Annotated in this window: 16 protein-coding genes and 1 pseudogene; 13 read left to right on the top strand and 4 right to left on the bottom strand. The window is 60.5% G+C overall.

Translation table 11 applies throughout. The features are described 5' to 3' along the window. Positions 1-17: 17 nt before the first annotated feature. Positions 18-674 carry a TetR/AcrR family transcriptional regulator gene (locus tag ACQZ5H_RS29550; protein ID WP_449099824.1) on the bottom strand — a complete coding sequence of 219 codons (657 nt, stop codon included), beginning with the start codon at positions 672-674 and terminating at the stop codon, positions 18-20. 69 nt (positions 675-743) lie between these two features. Between ACQZ5H_RS29550 and ACQZ5H_RS29545 the strand changes: the two genes are divergently transcribed. Both ACQZ5H_RS29545 and ACQZ5H_RS29540 read left to right on the top strand, forming a co-directional pair. Next, entirely contained in the window at positions 744-1,496 is a 753-nt protein-coding gene (locus tag ACQZ5H_RS29545) for an SDR family NAD(P)-dependent oxidoreductase (protein WP_449099823.1), read from the top strand. Between the two features lie 2 nt (positions 1,497-1,498). After that, positions 1,499-1,759, top strand: a pseudogene (locus tag ACQZ5H_RS29540) (hypothetical protein); the annotation flags it as partial. Positions 1,760-1,832: 73 nt separating this feature from the next. On the opposite strand, the gene ACQZ5H_RS29535 reads toward ACQZ5H_RS29540, so the two are convergent. Further along, a complete protein-coding gene (locus ACQZ5H_RS29535; protein WP_449099822.1) occupies positions 1,833-2,867 on the bottom strand; it encodes a LacI family DNA-binding transcriptional regulator in 1,035 nt (344 codons plus the stop codon). A 163-nt stretch (positions 2,868-3,030) separates the two neighbouring features. Here ACQZ5H_RS29535 and ACQZ5H_RS29530 point away from each other — a divergent pair, with 163 nt between their 5' ends. The 11 genes from ACQZ5H_RS29530 to ACQZ5H_RS29480 all read left to right on the top strand — a co-directional run bounded on the left by ACQZ5H_RS29530 (position 3,031) and on the right by ACQZ5H_RS29480 (position 14,861). Beyond that, positions 3,031-4,590, top strand: a complete 1,560-nt coding sequence (locus ACQZ5H_RS29530; protein WP_449099821.1) for a sugar ABC transporter ATP-binding protein — start codon at positions 3,031-3,033, stop codon at positions 4,588-4,590. After that, positions 4,587-5,591, top strand: coding sequence for an ABC transporter permease (locus ACQZ5H_RS29525; RefSeq protein WP_449099820.1), 1,005 nt, complete (start codon positions 4,587-4,589; stop codon positions 5,589-5,591). Before ACQZ5H_RS29530 ends, ACQZ5H_RS29525 begins: the two co-directional genes overlap by 4 nt. Before the next feature lie 105 nt (positions 5,592-5,696). After that, positions 5,697-6,620, top strand: a complete 924-nt coding sequence (locus tag ACQZ5H_RS29520; RefSeq protein ID WP_449099819.1) for a sugar ABC transporter substrate-binding protein — start codon at positions 5,697-5,699, stop codon at positions 6,618-6,620. 75 nt (positions 6,621-6,695) lie between these two features. Next, positions 6,696-7,640, top strand: coding sequence for a sugar phosphate isomerase/epimerase family protein (locus tag ACQZ5H_RS29515; RefSeq protein ID WP_449099818.1), 945 nt, complete (start codon positions 6,696-6,698; stop codon positions 7,638-7,640). A gap of 23 nt (positions 7,641-7,663) precedes the next feature. Beyond that, positions 7,664-8,698, top strand: coding sequence for a Gfo/Idh/MocA family protein (locus tag ACQZ5H_RS29510; protein ID WP_449099817.1), 1,035 nt, complete (start codon positions 7,664-7,666; stop codon positions 8,696-8,698). Positions 8,699-8,725: 27 nt separating this feature from the next. After that, positions 8,726-9,631: a sugar phosphate isomerase/epimerase family protein gene (locus ACQZ5H_RS29505; RefSeq protein ID WP_449099816.1), complete on the top strand. Its 906-nt coding sequence runs from the start codon at positions 8,726-8,728 to the stop codon at positions 9,629-9,631. 21 nt (positions 9,632-9,652) lie between these two features. Next, positions 9,653-10,678, top strand: coding sequence for a Gfo/Idh/MocA family oxidoreductase (locus ACQZ5H_RS29500; RefSeq protein ID WP_449099815.1), 1,026 nt, complete (start codon positions 9,653-9,655; stop codon positions 10,676-10,678). 86 nt (positions 10,679-10,764) lie between these two features. Then, positions 10,765-11,688 (top strand): sugar ABC transporter substrate-binding protein, encoded by a 924-nt coding sequence (locus tag ACQZ5H_RS29495; protein WP_449099814.1) that lies wholly within the window; start codon positions 10,765-10,767, stop codon positions 11,686-11,688. 439 nt (positions 11,689-12,127) lie between these two features. Next, positions 12,128-13,102 carry an aldo/keto reductase gene (locus ACQZ5H_RS29490; RefSeq protein WP_449099813.1) on the top strand — a complete coding sequence of 325 codons (975 nt, stop codon included), beginning with the start codon at positions 12,128-12,130 and terminating at the stop codon, positions 13,100-13,102. Further along, complete coding sequence (locus ACQZ5H_RS29485; RefSeq protein ID WP_449099812.1) at positions 13,099-13,788, top strand: creatininase family protein; 690 nt, start codon at positions 13,099-13,101, stop codon at positions 13,786-13,788. Before ACQZ5H_RS29490 ends, ACQZ5H_RS29485 begins: the two co-directional genes overlap by 4 nt. 56 nt (positions 13,789-13,844) lie before the next feature. After that, positions 13,845-14,861, top strand: coding sequence for a sterol desaturase family protein (locus tag ACQZ5H_RS29480; RefSeq protein ID WP_449099811.1), 1,017 nt, complete (start codon positions 13,845-13,847; stop codon positions 14,859-14,861). 76 nt (positions 14,862-14,937) lie between these two features. On the opposite strand, the gene ACQZ5H_RS29475 is transcribed toward ACQZ5H_RS29480, so the two are convergent. Together ACQZ5H_RS29475 and ACQZ5H_RS29470 are read right to left on the bottom strand one after the other, a co-directional pair. After that, positions 14,938-16,116, bottom strand: coding sequence for a Gfo/Idh/MocA family protein (locus ACQZ5H_RS29475; RefSeq protein ID WP_449099810.1), 1,179 nt, complete (start codon positions 16,114-16,116; stop codon positions 14,938-14,940). Between the two features lie 80 nt (positions 16,117-16,196). Then, on the bottom strand, positions 16,197-17,171 hold the full coding sequence (locus ACQZ5H_RS29470) for a substrate-binding domain-containing protein (protein WP_449099809.1): 975 nt from the start codon (positions 17,169-17,171) through the stop codon (positions 16,197-16,199). Between the last annotated feature and the right edge of the window lie 321 nt (positions 17,172-17,492).

The raw sequence follows: 17,492 nt of genomic DNA, 5'->3' as shown, positions 1-17,492 counted from the left end.
CGGCAGCTGGCTTGTGATCATTTGGAACCGATTTCCTTGCTTTCAGCGGCCGCGTTGCCGCCGGCGGGCCAACCCAGTAGCGCCAGTTCGGCCGACGCGCGGAGTTCTGCCTCGGACATGCCCTCGGCAGCCTGCACGGCGAGGCCGTTGAACGCCATCTGGAGATAACGGGCAAGAGCCGCAGGATCGGCAGAAAGTGGAAGGTCGCCCGAGGCCTGCGCGCGCTCAAGCCGTTTTGTCAGCAACTCCCGTGTAACGCTTCGCTGGGCCCAGACCGTGAGCGGGACATCCCCGTTCCCCGCACCCGCTGACAATGCGGATTGGATGAGCAGGCAGCCACGCGGCTCATCCGGCGCCACCAGCCATTCGATCGCGCCGAAAAGCATTCTCTCGGCCATCTGACGCGCGCTTTTGGCATTCAGCACGGAGTCTTTGTGGGTGGCACGGCGCTCGCGATAGCGATTGAGAACCGCCTCGAAGAGACCGCGCTTGCACCCGAAAGCGCCGTAGATGCTGGGCGAATTCAGCCCCATCGCTTTCGTCAGCTCCGCCATTGAGGCGCCCTCGTATCCATGCTTCCAGAACACGTCCATTGCACGGTCGAGTACGACATCTTCATCGAACACGCGGGGTCTGGCCATCGCGATCTTCCCCAAATCAATTTTAGTGATCATTACATAATTCGCTTGCGCAGTCCATCGCGGCATGATTACGTAATAATCATCACAAAATGGAGAATGCAGATGGGTACGTCCCTGAAGGGTAAAGTAGCGGTCATCACCGGTGGTGGCGAAGGTATCGGCCTGTCGTCGGCGCGGCGAATGGTTGAGGAGGGAGCGTCGGTGTTTATCATTGGCCGTCGCCAAGCCATCCTTGATGCCGCCGTCGCCGGCATAGGCGGCGATATTGTCGCAATCGCAGCCGACGTTTCGAAAGTCGCTGATCTGGAACGCGTCTACAACACGGTCCGGGCCTCCAAGGGCAAGATCGACATCCTTGTCGCCAACGCGGGCGTTCAAACCCGTGAAGCGCTCGGCTCTATCACCGAGGAGGGCATCGACAGCCAGATCGCCATCAATTTCAAGGGCGTGATCTTTACGGTCCAGCTGGCTCTGCCACTGCTCGTCGATGGAGCATCGGTAATCCTGACCGGATCAGGCGCCGCGGTGAAAGGCATTCCGAACCGCACGGTCTATTCGGCGACCAAGGCAGCGATCCGAAGCTTCGCGCGCACCTGGGCAAATGAGCTGAAGGGACGCGGCATTCGTGTCAACACCGTCAGCCCGGGCCCGATCCTTACGCCCCTTTTGGAGCAGACCTTTGCCGATCCGAAGGTCAAGGAAACCTATATGGCGACGGTGGTTGCCGCGGTTCCGCTTGGGCGCGCCGGAGAGGCCGATGAGATCGGTGGTGTCGTTGCTTTCCTCGCCTCCGACGCTGCGAGCTATATCAACGGAGCCGACATTCAGGCCGACGGCGGCTTCGCGCAGGTTTGACGGTGGGTCTATTCGTCGCCGGAAAGCGCGATGAAGCCCACGACCTCTTCGACGCTCACCTGCCGATCAGCCGCTGCCAACAACAGCTCGGCGCCGGCCTGGCAGTCCGCAAGCACGTGCTGGAGCGCCGCGGTGTGATCACCACGGATGCCCAGCACAAGACTGCCCAGATGCTATCCGCGACGGCGAAGGCGGAGGTCGACTATCTACTGGCTCGCGTTGGCAGGCGGGCAAGCGGGCAGCGCTGTAAGTCTGGGTGGTAGATTGAGCGATGCATCCGCGGCAGCTCGGCTGGCGCGGATGGAGGCGATCAAGCGTTTCGCAGCCGCCGGCGCCTTAAATATTCGCCGCCGTATAAATCTCAAACGGAAGAATATGCTGCGACACTGTCGGTGTCCGGTGCGTGTCGAGCGCTTCTGCCATGGCGCGCACAAGCGTGTCTGCCAGCAGGCGGGCGGGATGGGAGAGGACGACCTTGATCAGGCCTTCGGCGAGGCCCGCGCGCGTTTCGTGCGTCAGCTCGTGCGCGACCACCATAAGGCGTCTGGCGGCCGGGCTGCCGTCTTCGCGCAGCGCGCGCATGACGCCGGTGACGCCGCCGCCGGCGACGTAGAGGCCGACCCAATTGGATTCGCTTTTGAGAAGGCGCTGCGTCAGCTCGTAGGCGATCTGCGGTTCCTCCTGCGTGCCCAGGGTCTCCATCATCTGGAATTCCCTGTTGCTCTCGCGGAAGTAGGACCGGAACCCCATTTCGCAAAGCTCCTGCGAGAGGTAGCGGTGACTGCCGACGAAGACGGCGACCTTGCCGGGGCTGGCGTTGACGTTGTCGATGAACCACGCGGCCGTCCGGCCCTTCTTGACGCAGTCGTTGCCGACATAGCCGGCGCGGCCGGGCGCGGTCAGGTCCGAGATCATCGTGAAGACCGGAATTCCCTCGCCTTCGAGGCCATCCACGGCGTGATTGATCTGCGGATGATCGGAGGTGATGACGCCGATCGCGTCGGCATCCCGGCTCATCGCGAGCAACGCATCGGCTGTATTTTCAGGGGCGAGCTCGTCCACGAAACGGACGATCGCGCGCCCATGCGCGTCCGGATAGCCTTCCACCGCCTTTGTCAGAACCTCCGCCCACATCTGGTAGAGCTTGCGATGCGACTGCTTCAGCAGGAAACCGAACTTGATGACCGGCTTGTCGTTCTCCAGCCTTTTGCGGATCGCCGTCACCCCATGGAAGCCGATGCGTTCTGCTGCCTGCAGCACGCGCTCGGCTGTCTGAGGGCGAACGGGATCGCGTCCGTTCAGGACGCGGTCGACGGTGGAAACGCCGACATTGGCTGCCTTTGCAAGGTCTGTGATCGTCGGCCTGCTCATCGAAACCTCCCATAATTTGAAATACATTCTGAGAGGTTTTGGGAGAAACGTCTAGCGCGAAATTGACAGAAACCGGTCATTTGTGGTGATTTTCGCAGCGCTCGAGGAAACAGCTAGAAACGAAAAATGCCGACAAGCGGCGATGTTTTGGGAGGAGAGGCGTATGCCTGCGGCCAACGAATTGGTGCGCCCTGCGGAACGCGGGAGCGTCGCGAACGACACCGCCGTTCTTGAGATGCGCAACATCACCAAGGCATTTCCCGGCGTGCTGGCGCTTGACGGCATGAACCTCAAGGTCCGGGCCGGAACGGTCCATGTCCTCGTTGGCGAAAACGGCGCGGGCAAGTCGACGCTGATGAAGATCCTCAGTGGAACCTACACGATCGACAGCGGCGAGATCATCTTCAAGGGCGATCCCCTCAGCGGGCAGGACACGTCGGCGGCGCTGGAGCGGGGGATCTCGATGATCCACCAGGAACTCAGCCCGGTCCTCGACATGACGATTGCCGAAAACATCTTTCTCGGCCGGGAACCTGCGATGTCGGACAAGGGCTTCCTGTCGCGCTTCGTCGATTTCACCCGAATGAACGCTGATACCAAGGCGTTGCTCGACCGGCTTGGCCTGAAATACTCGCCCGAAACGAGAATGCGCGATCTCTCTATCGCCGCCATGCAGCTGATCGAGATCGTCAAGGCGATATCGCGTGAGGCATCGCTGGTGATCATGGACGAGCCGACGTCGGCGATCAGCGATACCGAGGTCGCCATGCTGTTCAGTCAGATCGCCGACCTCAAGGCTGCGGGCGTCGCGATCATCTACATCACCCACAAAATGGATGAGATCTTCCAGATCGCCGATGACATTACCGTCATGCGCGACGGGCAGTTCATCGCGGCAGCACCGGCAAGCGAATATGACGAAACCAAGCTGATCTCGCAGATGGTCGGGCGCACGATCTCCAGCATCTTCCCGAAGGAGGAGGTGCCGATTGGCGACGTCGTGCTCTCCGTCGATAGTCTTTCCCGCGAAGGCGCTTTCGCGAATGTCAGTTTCAACGTCCGCGCCGGCGAAATCGTCGGTCTGTCCGGCTTGATCGGAGCCGGCCGCACGGAGGTTGCGCGGGTGATTTTCGGCCTCGACGCTGCAACCAGCGGATCGATCGCTCTTAACGGGGTGCCGCTGCGACTGAAGTCGCCAGCTGATGCCATCAGGAACGGTATCGCCATGGTCTCGGAGGACCGCAAGGCCGAGGGCCTCGTGCTCTGCCGCTCCGTCGGCGAGAACATTTCGCTGGCAAACCTGAAGAAATTCACCGCCGGGCTTTTTGTCAGCGAACGCCAGGAAGAGAGCGCCGCGCAGCGGATGATCAAGATGCTCCAGATCAAGACGCCCGATACCGCGATGATCGTCGAGAACCTCAGCGGCGGCAACCAGCAGAAGATTGTCATCGCAAAATGGCTGCTGGGCGATCTCAAGCTTCTCATTCTCGATGAACCGACACGCGGTATCGACGTCGGTTCGAAATCCGAAATCCATCGCCTGATGACCGACTTCGCCCGCCAGGGCCTGGCGATCATCATGATCTCATCGGAGCTGCCTGAAATTCTCGGAATGAGCGACCGTGTGGTCGTCATGGCAGAGGGCAGGGTCGCAGGCGAACTGACAAGACGCGAGGCGAACCAGGAAAGCATCATGCGCCTTGCAACGGGAGGACACTCATGAACACCGAACCGATGGCCGCGACAGCGCCTGCAAAAGCACCCGTGAAATCCGGCGGTATCGATTTTGCCGCGATCTATCGCAAATACGGGACGATCCTGATCTTCGTCGGCATCTGTGTTCTGGCATCGTTGCTGAGCCCGACATTCCTCACCGAAGCGAATCTGACCAATGTCCTGCGCCAGGTCGTCGTCGTCAGCCTGCTCGCCTGCGGCGTCACCTTCATCATTATCCTCGGTCATATCGATGTGTCGCTCGGATCGGTCCTGGCACTTTGCGGCGTGATCTCGGCAAGCGTGATGGCGATGACCGGCAGCATCATTCTGGCTGTCGTCGCGGGTGTGGCCGTCGGCATCATTACCGGCGTCATCAACGGCTTCGTCATCACCTTCTTCCGCATCCCATCCTTCATCATGACGCTGGCCATGACGACGGTCGCCCGCGGAGCGGTACTTCTCTACACAGGAGGTTCGCCTGTCACCGGTCTTGGCGATTTCAAGGTCATCGGGCAGGGCTCGCTCGGGCCGGTGCCGATCTCGGTTCTCATTCTTGCCGTGCTTGTCGTTGTCTCCTGGATCCTGCTCAACAAGACCAAGTTCGGCCGTTATGTCTACGCCGTAGGCGGCAATGAGCGGGCAGCGCGCGCCTCGGGCATCAATCCTGACAGCATCATCGTCAAGGCGTTCATCTTCAACGGCATTCTCTGTGCCGTCGCCGGTATCGTCCTGATGTCGCGTATCAATTCCGGCCAGCCGGCAGGCGGCGTCGGCTATGAGTTCGACGCGATCACGGCCGTTGTCGTCGGCGGTACGAGCCTGATGGGGGGGACCGGGACGATCACCGGCACGGTTATCGGCGCGATGATCATCGGTGTCATCAACAACATCCTCAACCTCATGAATGTCAGCTCCTACTGGCAGCAGATCATCAAGGGACTGATCATTGCGGTCGCCGTCATCCTTGATGTTTGGACGAAATCGGCCCGCACCAAGAAGAAGGCCTGATCAATACAGTCACGTTCGGGACAGACGCGCCCGCGCGAAGGACGAACTCGTGTGTCGGCGCATGTGCGCCAGGAAATTCTGAACCATCAACGGGAGGAGACCCAGATGAAACTTATTGCCAAGCTTGCACTCGCCTGCGCCGTATCTGCCGCCGCACTTTCGGCCTCCAGCGCCTTCGCAGCCGACAAATTTGTCGTCGGCTATGCCAACATGGCCGATACCGACGTCTTCGTCATGGCGCGCAAGAACGCCTTTATCGATGCTGCGAAGGCCGATCCCGATGTCGAGATCAAGTTCACCGATGCCAACAATGACGCCAGCAAGCAGCTTGACCAGATCGATAACCTGATCGCTCAGAAGGTCAACGTCATCGTTGTCGTTCCGGTCGACTACGAAGGTATCGTCCCCGGCGTCGAAAAGGCCAATGAAGCCGGTATCCCGGTCGTTGCTCTCGGCATCCAGTCTGCTGGCGGCAAGTACACCTTCGTCGGCTCGAAGAACATCGACGCCGGCAAGATGCAGGCCGAATACATGAAGGCCAACCTGCCGAAGGATGCGCAGATTCTCTACCTGCAGGGCACGCCGGGTCTCTATCACTCGCAGGAGCGCCTGAAGGGCTTCCAGGACAATCTTGGCCGTCCTGACGTGAAGATCCTCGCGACCCTGTCCGGCAACTACGACCGCGCGGAAGGCATGAAGGTCACCGAAGACTGGATCCAGAGCTTCCCGAAGTTCGACGCCATCATCGCCGCCAATGACCAGATGGCGCTGGGCGCTCGTGAGGCGCTGCAGGGCGCCGACCGCCTGAAGGGCGTGATGATCTCCGGCGTCGATGGCGTGCCGGATGCTTTGAACGCGATCAAGGCTGGCGAGATGTCGCAGACGATCTTCCAGAATGCCGCCGGTCAGGCGAAGGCCGCCTTCGAAGTCGTCGACGGCATCAAGAAGGGCGAGACGCCACCGGCCGAGAAGCTCGTGCCGTTCGAGTCCATCACCAAAGACAATGTCGACCAGTACATGAAGAAGTAATTCCTCCCGAGACGCGTGCCGGAGCCGCGGCCCCGGCACGCACCCCAATGCAATGAATATCCTGGAGCTCATGAGATGATGCGCTTAAGCCTGGTGACCGACATCCTCGGATACCTTCCCTTCGAAGAGATGCTCGACACGGTGTCGAAGCTCGGGTTCGAATCCGTTGAACTCGGCTGCGGAAACTGGTCGAAAGCTCCGCATTTGCGCCTTGATGAGCTCCTTGGCAGCGAGCAGGCTCGCACCGATTTTCTGACGGCCCTCGAACGCCGCGGCCTCACCATCTCGGCGCTGAATTGCTCGGGCAACCAGCTTCACCCGGGACCAAGCGGCGCGGAACATCGCGCAGTGGTCGAGAAGACTTTCCGGCTTGCCGAAAAGCTCGGGGTGAAAACCGTCGTGATGATGTCCGGCTGCCCCGGCGGGACGCCGAAGGATGAGCTGCCGAACTGGATCACCCACGTCATCCTGCCTGAGCAGGTCGAAGCCCTCGACTATCAGTGGAACGGCGTGCTGATCCCGTATTTCCAGAAGGCGGCTGTCCTTGCGAAGGACTGCGGCATTCGCGTCGCGATCGAGAACCTCGGCGCCACGATGATCCACAATCCGGCCAACATGCTGCGGCTGCGCGAACATGTTGATCCCGTCATCGGCATGAACTTCGACCCCAGCCATCACATGTGGATGGGCGGCGACCCGATCGCGGCGGTACGGCTGCTCGGTGACGCCATTCATTACATGCATGCCAAAGACGTCCGCCTCGAACGCACGCTCGCGGAAGCCAATGGCCTGATCGACACCTATTGGATCAACGACATCGCAAAGCGCTCGTGGAACTACGTCGCGCTCGGGCACGGGCACGATGTCCAATGGTGGAAGGAGTTCTTCGCAGTCGCCAGGATGGTTGGCTACGATGGTCCGGTCAGCCTCGAAATGGAAGACGCAGGGATGGATCCTCTCCTTGGCGTCAAGAAATCACTCACGACACTGAAGCTCGCGCTTCCACGCGACTTCGACTGAACGCCCCCATCAGGAAAACGAACATGACCCTCAAGATCGGTGTTATCGGAACTGGCGCTATCGGCCAGGAGCACATCCATCGGCTCCACAACAAGCTCGTCGGCTCGACTGTGGTCGCCGTCAATGACATCAACAGGGCTCAGGCAGAAGAAGTGGCCAGACGCCTGACCCCCGCCGCCAAAGTATTCGAGAGCGGTCACGATCTTGTTGCCGATCCGAACGTCGATGCCATCGTTGTGACCTCCTGGGGGCCGACGCACGAGGAATTCGTGCTGGCCTCGATCGCAGCAGGGAAGCCCGTGTTCTGCGAGAAGCCGCTTGCGACCACTGCAGAGGCTTGCCTGAATATCGTCAATGCCGAGATCGCCAGCGGACGCCATCTCGTTCAGGTCGGTTTCATGCGCCGTTACGACAAAAGCTATCGGCTCCTCAAGGAGCAGATCACCAACGGCAATCTCGGCGAACCGCTGTTGGTTCACTGCGCGCACCGCAATCCGAGCGTTCCTGACGTGTATGCGGGCGACATGGCGATTACCGACTCCTTCCCGCACGAGATCGACGTGCTGCGCTGGCTGCTCGACGACGACTATGTCTCGGCACAGGTGATCATGCCGCGCAAGACGAAGCACACCCGCAAGGATCTCGACGATCCCCACATGATCCTGCTCGAGACGAAGAAGGGCATCCGGATCGATGTCGAAGTCTTCGTAAACTGCCCTTACGGCTACGACATCCAGTGCCAGGTCGTTGGCGAAGACGGCATCGGTTATCTGCCGGAACCAATGAGCGTGCTGACGCGCAAGGACGCCAGGCTCAGCCACGAAATCCTCCAGGATTGGAAGCTGCGCTTCATCGACAGCTACGATGTCGAGCTTCAGGAATGGATCGAGTCCGTGCAGGCTGGCGTTGTCCGCGGACCTACTGCCTGGGATGGCTATTTCGCATCGGTCACTGCGGATGCGTGCGTAGAGGCAAAGCATTCCGGCAAGATCGTGCCGATCAAGATCGGTGAACGGCCGTCGTTTTATGCGCCGATCGCGCTGAAGCCTGCCGCTTAACAGAATATCGAAGAGGAGGAAGAAGCCATGAAGATCGCTCTCGACCCGCATATGCATCGGCATCTGCCACTGAACGAACTGTGCCGGAAGGCCGCCGAGCTTGGCTACGAATACATCGAAGTCTCGCCCCGCGACGACCTGCTTCCCTGGTGGGTGCGCCCGCGAGCCCACAAGGAACGCGTCGCGGAGTTCAAGAAGGCGCTGAAGGACCACGGTGTCCAGGTCGCGTCGCTGCTGCCCATGTACCGTTGGGCGAGCCCGCATGAGGACGAGCGCAAGGCCGCGGTCGGCTATTGGAAAGAAGCTATCCAGCTCGCGGTCGATCTCGGCGTCGACACGATGAACTCTGAGTTCGGACGTGGTCCTTCGCCGGACCGCGGTCATCGGTCGAACTGCTGCGGCGGACACTTCACTCACGAGCACAGCGAGGCCGCATGGTGGCGCTCGATCGAGGAACTGGTCCCCGTGTTCGAGAAGGAGGGCGTCACCCTCAACATGGAGCCGCACCCGGAAGACTGGTGCGAGACGCTGCACCCGGCAATCGACATGCTGAAGACGATCGGCTCGAAGAACGTCAAGTTCCTCTATTGCGCGCCGCATACCTTCTATTTTGGCGATGACATGGCGCAGATGATCCGGGACGCCGGTCCGCTGATCAACCATGTGCATGTTGCTGATACCTATAACCATCGGGCATCATCCGGCCTGCGCTACATCGTCAACCCGCCAGGCGCCAAGGTGACCATCCATCAGCACATGGATATCGGGCAGGGCGAGATAAACTGGGATGTCTTCTTCTCCTCGCTTGCCGAGGCCGGCTTCGACGGCATCGTGACGGCCTGCGTTTTCGGCTGGGAGGATCGTGCGGATGCCTCGGGACGCTATATGCGGTCCGAGATCCAGAAATATGTCGACAAGTATTGGAAGAAGTAGCTCAGCAAGGAGGTGTCGGAAATGCGTATCGGACTTGTGGGATACGGCACCGGGGGCAGACATTTCCACGCCCCCTATATTGCCGCGGCAAACGGGATTGAACTTGCGGGTGTCGTGGCGCGGGCGCCGCAGACCATCGCGCGTGTCCGGGAGGACATGCCCGATGTGCCGGTCTACGCAAGCCAGGCCGATATGATCAAAGCCGGCGGCATCGACGCGGTTACCATCACAACGCCTCCGCAAACGCGCCGTGAGCTCGTGCTCGAAGCCATCGCAGCCGGGCTCCATGTCGTGGCGGATAAACCCTTCGCGCCGAGTGCGGCGGTGGCACGCGAACTTGGCGAGGCTGCAAAGAGCGCGGGCGTCGTCCTAGCGGTCTATCACAACAGGCGCTTCGATGCCGACGTCCTCACTCTGAAGAAGGTCATCGAAACAGGCGAACTCGGGCAGCTTTGGCGTGTTCATTCACGCATGGAGCTCGATGAACCGTCGACACTCGAGGGGGGACCGACGGGCGGTCTGCTGCGCGACCTCGGAAGTCATCTTGTCGATCAGATGCTCTGGCTGCTCGGTCCTGTGAAAAGCGTTTCCGCTTATCTGGACATGGCCAATACCGCAGATGGGCCAACCGACGCTGGGTTCGTTCTCAATCTGCAGCATGTCTCTGGTGTCCATTCCCACCTGTCCGCAAGCAAGTTGAACAGGCTGGTCGTGCGCGAATTCCGTGCCTATGGCGAGAATGGAAGCTTCGTTTCATCGGGAACCGACGTCCAGGCGCAAGCGATTTTCGCGGGTAGGCGCCCGGCTGATGATCTCGACGCCTGGGGCTACGAGGCGCCCGATCGCTGGGGGCGGCTTCGAACCGAAGGCCGCGACGAAAGCGTCCCGTCCGAGCAGGGCCGCTACCACGCCTATTACGAAGCCTTCCTGCGCGCGGTGAACGGTGAAGGTCCGCCGCCCGTGACTGTCGAGGAGGCAACGGCAACCTTGGCCGTGCTCGACGCTGCAAGGCTTTCTGCGCAAGCGGGACGGACAATCGACGTCTGACCGGGGTGTGAGATGTCGCTGGGGAGACGCTTCGGCGTTTGGGATTTCGCTTCGTGTATCCACACGAAGCCTTATTGGAGGACTGTATGAAAAGACTTTTGTTAGCGGCGAGCGTCTGCCTGCTATCGGTTCCGGCCTTTGCGGAAACGAAAATTGCCGTGACGATGACCTCGTTCGACAACCCGTTTCTGACCATCCTGCTCAACGGCATGAAGTCGGAGGCTGACAAGGACAAATCGATCGAACTTCTGACAGAGGATGCGCAGCTTGATCCTTCGAAGCAGCTCAATCAGGTCCAGAATTTCATTGCCAATGGCGTCAACGCGATCATCGTCAACGCCGTCGATGGCGATGCGACGGTTGCGATTACCAAGGCCGCAGCCGAAGCGAAGATCCCGCTTGTCTATGTGAACCATCCTCCAGCCGAACTGGAGTCCGGTCTGCCTGAGAACACCGCCTTCGTCGGTTCCAATGAACTCGATTCCGGCACGATGGAAGCCGAAGCGGCCTGCAAGCTGATGGGCGGCAAGGGCAAGGCCGTGGTGCTCATGGGACCTCTCGAAAATCACGCCGCGCTGGTGCGCACCAAGGACGTCGAGACGGTCTTCCAGAAGCCGGAATGCAAGATCGAGATTCTGGAAAAGCAGACTGCAAACTGGAGCCGGACCGAGGCGCAGGATCTCGTTTCGTCATGGCTGACCGCCGGTATCGAGTTCGAAGCGATCATCGCCAACAATGACGAAATGGCGATCGGTGCCGCACAGGCATTGAAATCCGCTGGTGTCGACATGACCAAGGTCGTGATTGCCGGTATCGACGCCACGCCTGATGGTCTCGCCGCGATGAAGGCCGGCGATATCGACATCACGGTCTTCCAGAATGCGACCAAGCAGGGTGAGGTCGCCGTGCAGACGGCTGCCAAGCTTGCGTCCGGGCAGAGCGTCGATCGGGCACTCTGGGTGCCATTCGAGCTTGTGACGCCTGACAATATGGCCAACTACGCGAAGTAACTGCGCAGAGGGCCGGCCGTACCGCGGCCGGCCCTGGTGCCCGAAGTCTGAAAGCCAGACATTGGTGATGATGCAATTCGATCATCCAAAGACCGTACGGGCCCGAGATCTTCAACTACGATCTCCCTGGGTCAAATGAGCCCAAGACGCGAACGCGCGCTGTGATCGGTTGCCGCCCCGGCAACACCTCCACGTTGACCGCTCCGCCAGCAGCCGATCTCCCGAGCAGCGCCGTGCCCCCGGTCTAGTCGACCGGGGGCTTTTCGCGTTGAGGAGGCGGTTCCGGTGATTGAAATCGATCAGTCCTTCATGCCTTCCAGCCGCCGCCGCGTGGTAGTTCCAAGACTGTCCAAGGGTCTGGCGCCGATCCTGGATTCTGCCCTTCGCGGGTCCTGAGGCGCTCTGAACATGACCCGGTTGTTGCTGTGGGAGGACACAGGTGCAATATCGCGAATTCGGCCGAACCGGCTGGAAAGTTTCCGAAATCGGCTTTGGTGGTTGGCAGCTTGGCGGCGCTTGGGGCGACGTCGACGACGATGCCTCGATCAAGACGCTTCTCCATGCATTCGAGCGCGGCATCAACTTCGTCGACACCGCTGAGCTCTATGGCTCCGGGCATTCGGAAGAAGTGATCGGCCGGGCGCTGCGTCAGTGGAAGGGTGGAAAAATCTACGTCGCCACCAAGGTCCAGCCGACGGTCTGGCCTGATCCGAAGGACCGGAACCCTCAGATACGCGGCCGCTTTCCGGCATGGCATCTCCGCGAAAATGTCGACAACTCGCTGAAGCGCCTCGGCGTCGAGCGGATCGACCTTTACCAGCTGCATTCCTGGTGTCCTGCCGGGCACGTCGAACTCGACTGGCTGGAGACGCTCAACGATCTGCGCGCGCAAGGCAAGATCGATCAGATCGGCATATCCCTGCGCGACAACGAGCCTGAAGAGGGCGTTGACGCGGCAAGGCTTGGCCTGGTGGCATCCCAGCAGGTGATCTTCAACATGTTCGAGCAGCCGGCTCGCGAGCGCCTGTTTCCGGCCGCAAAGGAGACCGGAACGGCGATCATTGCACGCGTGCCGCTCGATAGCGGCTCGCTCAGCGGCCGCTGGAATGCCGATACCTATGCCGGCTGGAAGCCCGGCTCGCAGCAGCACGACATGTTCAAGGGCGAGCGCTTCGCGGAGACGCTGAAGCGTGTTGAAGCGCTGAAGGCGGAGATCGGCGAGGGGCATGGCGGATTGGCTGATGTCGCCATGCGATACGTGCTGTCGCACGATGCCGTCAGCGTCATCATTCCCGGCATGAGCTCGGTCCGCCACGTCGACATGAACATCGACTGTTCGGATGGACGCCGTCTTCCTGAAGAGCTGATCGAGCGTCTGCGCTCACATACCTGGGTCAGGAACTACTACCGATGACACAGGCGATCGAACTGCTTCGGCCATCGCAAATCCGGGCAGAGCTTGAGGTCCGGTCTCTTGTCTATCTGCCACTCGGTACCATCGAATGGCACTGCGAACATCTGCCGGTCGGCCTCGATGGGTTGACGGCCTATGGCATCTGCAGCAGCGCAGCGAAGAAGACCCGCGGGATTGTATGGCCGACGCTTTATTACGGTACCGGCGGCGATCACGGCGAATATCCCTGGACCATTATGATGGAGGAGGCGGCGGAGCTCGAAGCGCTGTTGCGCAAGACGCTCGTCAGGCTCGCTGCGCTTGGTGTTAGCCGCGCTGTGTTGTTCTCCGGGCATTTCGCCGAGGGGCAGCTCGATATGATCGACCGGCTGGCTGCCGAGACCAATGAAAGGCTCGGACTTTCCGTCGTGGCTACCGCCGTCAATCGCTTCGAGATTGCCGGCTTCGCGCCCGATCATGCCGGGCGATTCGAGACGACGCTTCTCGCGGGATTGCACCGGGAGACGATCGACCTCGGTGCCCTGCCGGATCTCGAGGCCGGTGACGATGAGCGTGATCGTCATGATCCAGCAAGCCCGCTCTGGGGCGTGATCGGCGCTGATCCGCGCAAGGCGAACCTTTCTGACGGTTCACGTCTCGTCGAGGAGATCGCCACGCGGCTGGCTGCTCTGGCGATCGAGACATGACGAAGAACGACACGGGCCGTGCAAGGCATGCGCAGCTTGAGACGAGGGAGAGAGACATGAACGATCTTGATTTTGGTACGCGCGACAAGCGCGGTGACTGGCGTCCGAAAGACCCGCTGAAGGTCGGGCCGCTTCTCGATTTTCCATGGAGCCCCATACGGGTTCTGAAATGGCTGCCGGAATATTTCCTCCCGTGGAACCTGATCTTCATGGCCGTCGGCGCAGCGTTCTGGTTTTATCTGACGCCGAGCCGCGAGACGCTGCAGACGCTGAGCTGGGAGTGGCCGCTTCTGCTGTTGCTCCGCAATTCCGCGCTGATCCTGGCACTCTATGGTGCGCTCGAGCTGCATCTCTATGTCCGGCGCGGGCAGAAGAACCGTTTCAAGTTCAATGGCAAGTTTCCGGCCGACCAGCCGTCCAACGTCTTCTGGTTCAAGAGCCAGGCGATCGACAATGCGCTGCGCACGTTCGGCACCGGACTGCCGATCTGGACGGCCTATGAAGTGCTAATGCTCTGGTGCTGGGCGAATGGATATGGTCCATGGGTCGTCCTCGGCGACAATCCCATCTGGCTTGCGGCCTTCGCGCTCGTTCTGCCGCTGATCCATGAAGTGCATTTCTTCGCCATCCACCGGCTGATCCATGTGCCGGTCCTCTACAAATGGGTTCATTCGGTGCATCACAACTCGGTCAATCCGAGCCCCTGGTCGGCGCTTTCGATGCACCCTGTCGAGCATCTGCTCTATTGGTCGGATATCCTGATCCATCTGGTCATACCTTCCCATCCGCTGCTCGTTCTTTACCACCTGCAGATCACCGGCACGGGTGCGGTGATCGGCCATATCGGCTTCGACAAGGTGGAGGCGGGCAAGGAAGGAGCCGTGGATACGCATGCCTATGCCCACTATCTCCACCACAAGTATTTCGAGGTGAATTATGCCGACGGCATGCTGCCGATCGACAAGTGGATCGGCACCTGGCATGACGGGACCAAGGAAGGCGACCGCCAGATGGAGGAGCGCTACAAAAAGAAGGTCGAGAAGATGAACCGCGGCGCGACCGAGCAGAGTTAATTCTCCCCGGCACCCCTCTCGAAATGAAGAAGGCCGCGATCAACGCGGCCTTTTTGTTGTGCTTCTACAGGTCGCCTCAGCGTTTGCCTTTGAAGTCGATCCACGCCGCATTCGATGCAGACGAAGCCAGGCATGCATCGATGAAATGCATCCCTTCGACGCCGTCATCGACCGTTGCATAGACGGGATCGGCCAGGCGGGAAGGCTGGCCGGCCTGTTTGTTCCGGATCGCTCCCGCGGCATCGCGATAGACGTTGCCGAAAGCCTCGAAATATCCTTCCGGGTGCCCTGCAGGAATCCGGCTCAGGCGCTCTGCATTCGGGGATGTGCCTGCCGCAGCTCGCTGAATGATCTGGCGCGGTTTTCCAAGCGGTGACTGGAGCAGGGCATCGGGATCCATCTGCGCCCATTCGAGAGCGCCACGCGAACCGAAAATGCGGATCCTGAGACCGTTCTCCGGCCCGAGCGCGATGCCGCTGACCCAGAGGATGCCGCGTGCACCGCCGGCAAATCTCAGAAGGACTTGCGCATGATCGTCGACCCTTCTGCCTTCCACAAGCGATGCCAAATCGGCGGAGAGCTCTTCGAGCTGCAGCCCGGAGACCGTGCGCGCGAGGTGCCAGGCATGCGTCCCGATGTCGGCGATGACGCCGGCCCCCGCCTGGGCGGGATCGGTGCGCCAGGATGCCTGCTTGTTGGACGTCTTCTCGACCGCCTCCGTCATCCAGCCAGAGGGGTATTCGACCTGCACTGAGCGGATCTCGCCGAGCTCGCCTGCGGCAACCATCTGCCTCGCCTGCCGGACCATGGCGTAGGCTGAGTAATTATGAGTCAGGAAAAACATCTTGTCTGATGCATCGACCGCGCCTTTCAGTGCAATGGCCTCATCGAGCGATGCCGTCAGCGGCTTGTCGCAAATCACGTGAATTCCGGCTGCGAGGAATGCCTTTGCGGCCGGCGCATGCAGGTGATTGGGCGTGACGATAGAGACGACTTCGATGCCATCCTCCCGTCCCGCTTCTGCCTTCGCCATCTCGCTGAAATCGCCATAGCAGCGCTCCGGATCGATGCCGAGATCGGCGCCGGAGGCTTTCGATGTCCCGGCATTGGACGAGAAAGCGCCCGCACAGAGCACGTAGTTTCCATCAAGCCTTGCGGCAAGCCGATGCGGGCCGCCGATCAGCGAACCTCGGCCGCCGCCCACCATTCCGAGCCTCAAGGGCCGCTGCGTTACGGGATTGCTGCTACCATCCATCGTCGTCCTCCTTTGCGATATGGCAGAAATAAAAAAGCTGCCCTGCGCAATGCAGAGCAGCTCTGGGATGACCAGGTTTCTTAGCGAACGCCGGCTTCGACACCCTTCAGGGTCGCTTCGACATTCGATGCATCGACTATTGCCGGACCGGTCAGGATCGGAACGGTGGGCGATTCCATCGCGTAATCGACATAGGAGGCGAGCATGAAGACCGCGAGATAGCCCTGCAGATAGCCCTGCTGGTCTACCGCGAACATCTGGGTTCCCGCCTTGATGCGGTCCAGCATCGCCTTGTCGGTATTGAAGGAGCCGAGCTTGACGCGCTCGACAGCATTAGCCTGCTGAATCGCGATCGCTGCGCTGTCTGCGTCCTGGTTGCCCATGGTGATGACGGCGTCGATCGTGTCGTCTTTCATCAGCGTTGCCTTGATTGCTTCCGAAACAGCGGTCTTGTCGCCGAAGCTGGTAGCCGGCAGCGGAAGCTGGACGGCCTTCGAGCCCGCCTTGGTGACTTCGTCGACAATGCCCTTGCAGCGCGCTTCAAGATTGGCGGCACCCGGTACCGTGTTCACACAGAGAACGTTCTTCGCCTTGTGCTCGGCCAGATACTTTCCGGCCGCAGCGCCGGCGACATAGTCCTCGGTGCCGATATAGTTGATGCTGCCGAGTTCCTTGGACTTGTCGGTGCCGCCGGAATTGTAAAGCAGGATCGGGATCCCGGCTGCCTTGGCCGCCTTGTAGGCTTCATCCTGTGCGTCCGGCACCCAGTTCGGCGCGGCAATGCCGTCGACGCCCTGGCTGACGGCCGTGCGAATGAGCTGGGCGGCGTCGGGGCCGATATTGTCGTAGGTCTGCAGGGCGAGATAGTTCACCGAACCGCCCCGGGCCTGTACGAGCTTGGCCGCATCATCGATGCCGCGCTTGACGATCGCGAAGAACGGATCGTCCGCCTTGCCGCCGACGATGGCGATGTTGGCCGCACTTGCCGAGATTGCCGTCCCCAGAAGAACGGCAGCAACGACGGTGCCCTTGAGAATGCGTTGAAAATTGATCATCTGTTCCTCCTCCAAAATTCCCTGATGATGGACTGCGGCTGGCTTCAATTGCCCTCTGCCAGCCTGGGTCCCGGAAGCCGCGACATGCGATTTTTCCGGGGCAATTTCCGATGTTCCGCCAGTTTGCCGCGTGGCCAGTTTTCCTCCCCGCCCGAAGCCTTCCGGTTGCTCATGAGGCAAACTTTCATTGAGCACCGGCACAGGTTCAAGTTTGTCGCTGATGGAAAACAATCAGCCGCTAAAATTGCTATCCGGCTGCCATCCAAGCCACGTGAGGGCGGCAAATTCCGTTGTAATACCGGCGCTTTAGAGCCGGTATTA

It is taken from the genome of Rhizobium sp. 21-4511-3d, from assembly GCF_053522545.1.
This window is presented reverse-complemented; position numbering and strand designations above follow the sequence as displayed.

Excerpts from the sequence above, each read along its gene's own strand:
- ACQZ5H_RS29470 (WP_449099809.1), bottom strand. The coding sequence starts at position 17,171 with ATGATCAATTTTCAACGCATTCTCAAGGGCACCGTCGTTGCTGCCGTT.
- ACQZ5H_RS29510 (WP_449099817.1), top strand. The coding sequence starts at position 7,664 with ATGACCCTCAAGATCGGTGTTATCGGAACTGGCGCTATCGGCCAGGAG.
- ACQZ5H_RS29495 (WP_449099814.1), top strand. The coding sequence starts at position 10,765 with ATGAAAAGACTTTTGTTAGCGGCGAGCGTCTGCCTGCTATCGGTTCCG.
- ACQZ5H_RS29530 (WP_449099821.1), top strand. The coding sequence starts at position 3,031 with ATGCCTGCGGCCAACGAATTGGTGCGCCCTGCGGAACGCGGGAGCGTC.
- ACQZ5H_RS29505 (WP_449099816.1), top strand. The coding sequence starts at position 8,726 with ATGAAGATCGCTCTCGACCCGCATATGCATCGGCATCTGCCACTGAAC.
- ACQZ5H_RS29515 (WP_449099818.1), top strand. The coding sequence starts at position 6,696 with ATGATGCGCTTAAGCCTGGTGACCGACATCCTCGGATACCTTCCCTTC.
- ACQZ5H_RS29500 (WP_449099815.1), top strand. The coding sequence starts at position 9,653 with ATGCGTATCGGACTTGTGGGATACGGCACCGGGGGCAGACATTTCCAC.
- ACQZ5H_RS29475 (WP_449099810.1), bottom strand. The coding sequence starts at position 16,116 with ATGGATGGTAGCAGCAATCCCGTAACGCAGCGGCCCTTGAGGCTCGGA.
- ACQZ5H_RS29485 (WP_449099812.1), top strand. The coding sequence starts at position 13,099 with ATGACACAGGCGATCGAACTGCTTCGGCCATCGCAAATCCGGGCAGAG.
- ACQZ5H_RS29535 (WP_449099822.1), bottom strand. The coding sequence starts at position 2,867 with ATGAGCAGGCCGACGATCACAGACCTTGCAAAGGCAGCCAATGTCGGC.
- ACQZ5H_RS29525 (WP_449099820.1), top strand. The coding sequence starts at position 4,587 with ATGAACACCGAACCGATGGCCGCGACAGCGCCTGCAAAAGCACCCGTG.
- ACQZ5H_RS29545 (WP_449099823.1), top strand. The coding sequence starts at position 744 with ATGGGTACGTCCCTGAAGGGTAAAGTAGCGGTCATCACCGGTGGTGGC.
- ACQZ5H_RS29520 (WP_449099819.1), top strand. The coding sequence starts at position 5,697 with ATGAAACTTATTGCCAAGCTTGCACTCGCCTGCGCCGTATCTGCCGCC.
- ACQZ5H_RS29550 (WP_449099824.1), bottom strand. The coding sequence starts at position 674 with ATGATCACTAAAATTGATTTGGGGAAGATCGCGATGGCCAGACCCCGC.
- ACQZ5H_RS29480 (WP_449099811.1), top strand. The coding sequence starts at position 13,845 with ATGAACGATCTTGATTTTGGTACGCGCGACAAGCGCGGTGACTGGCGT.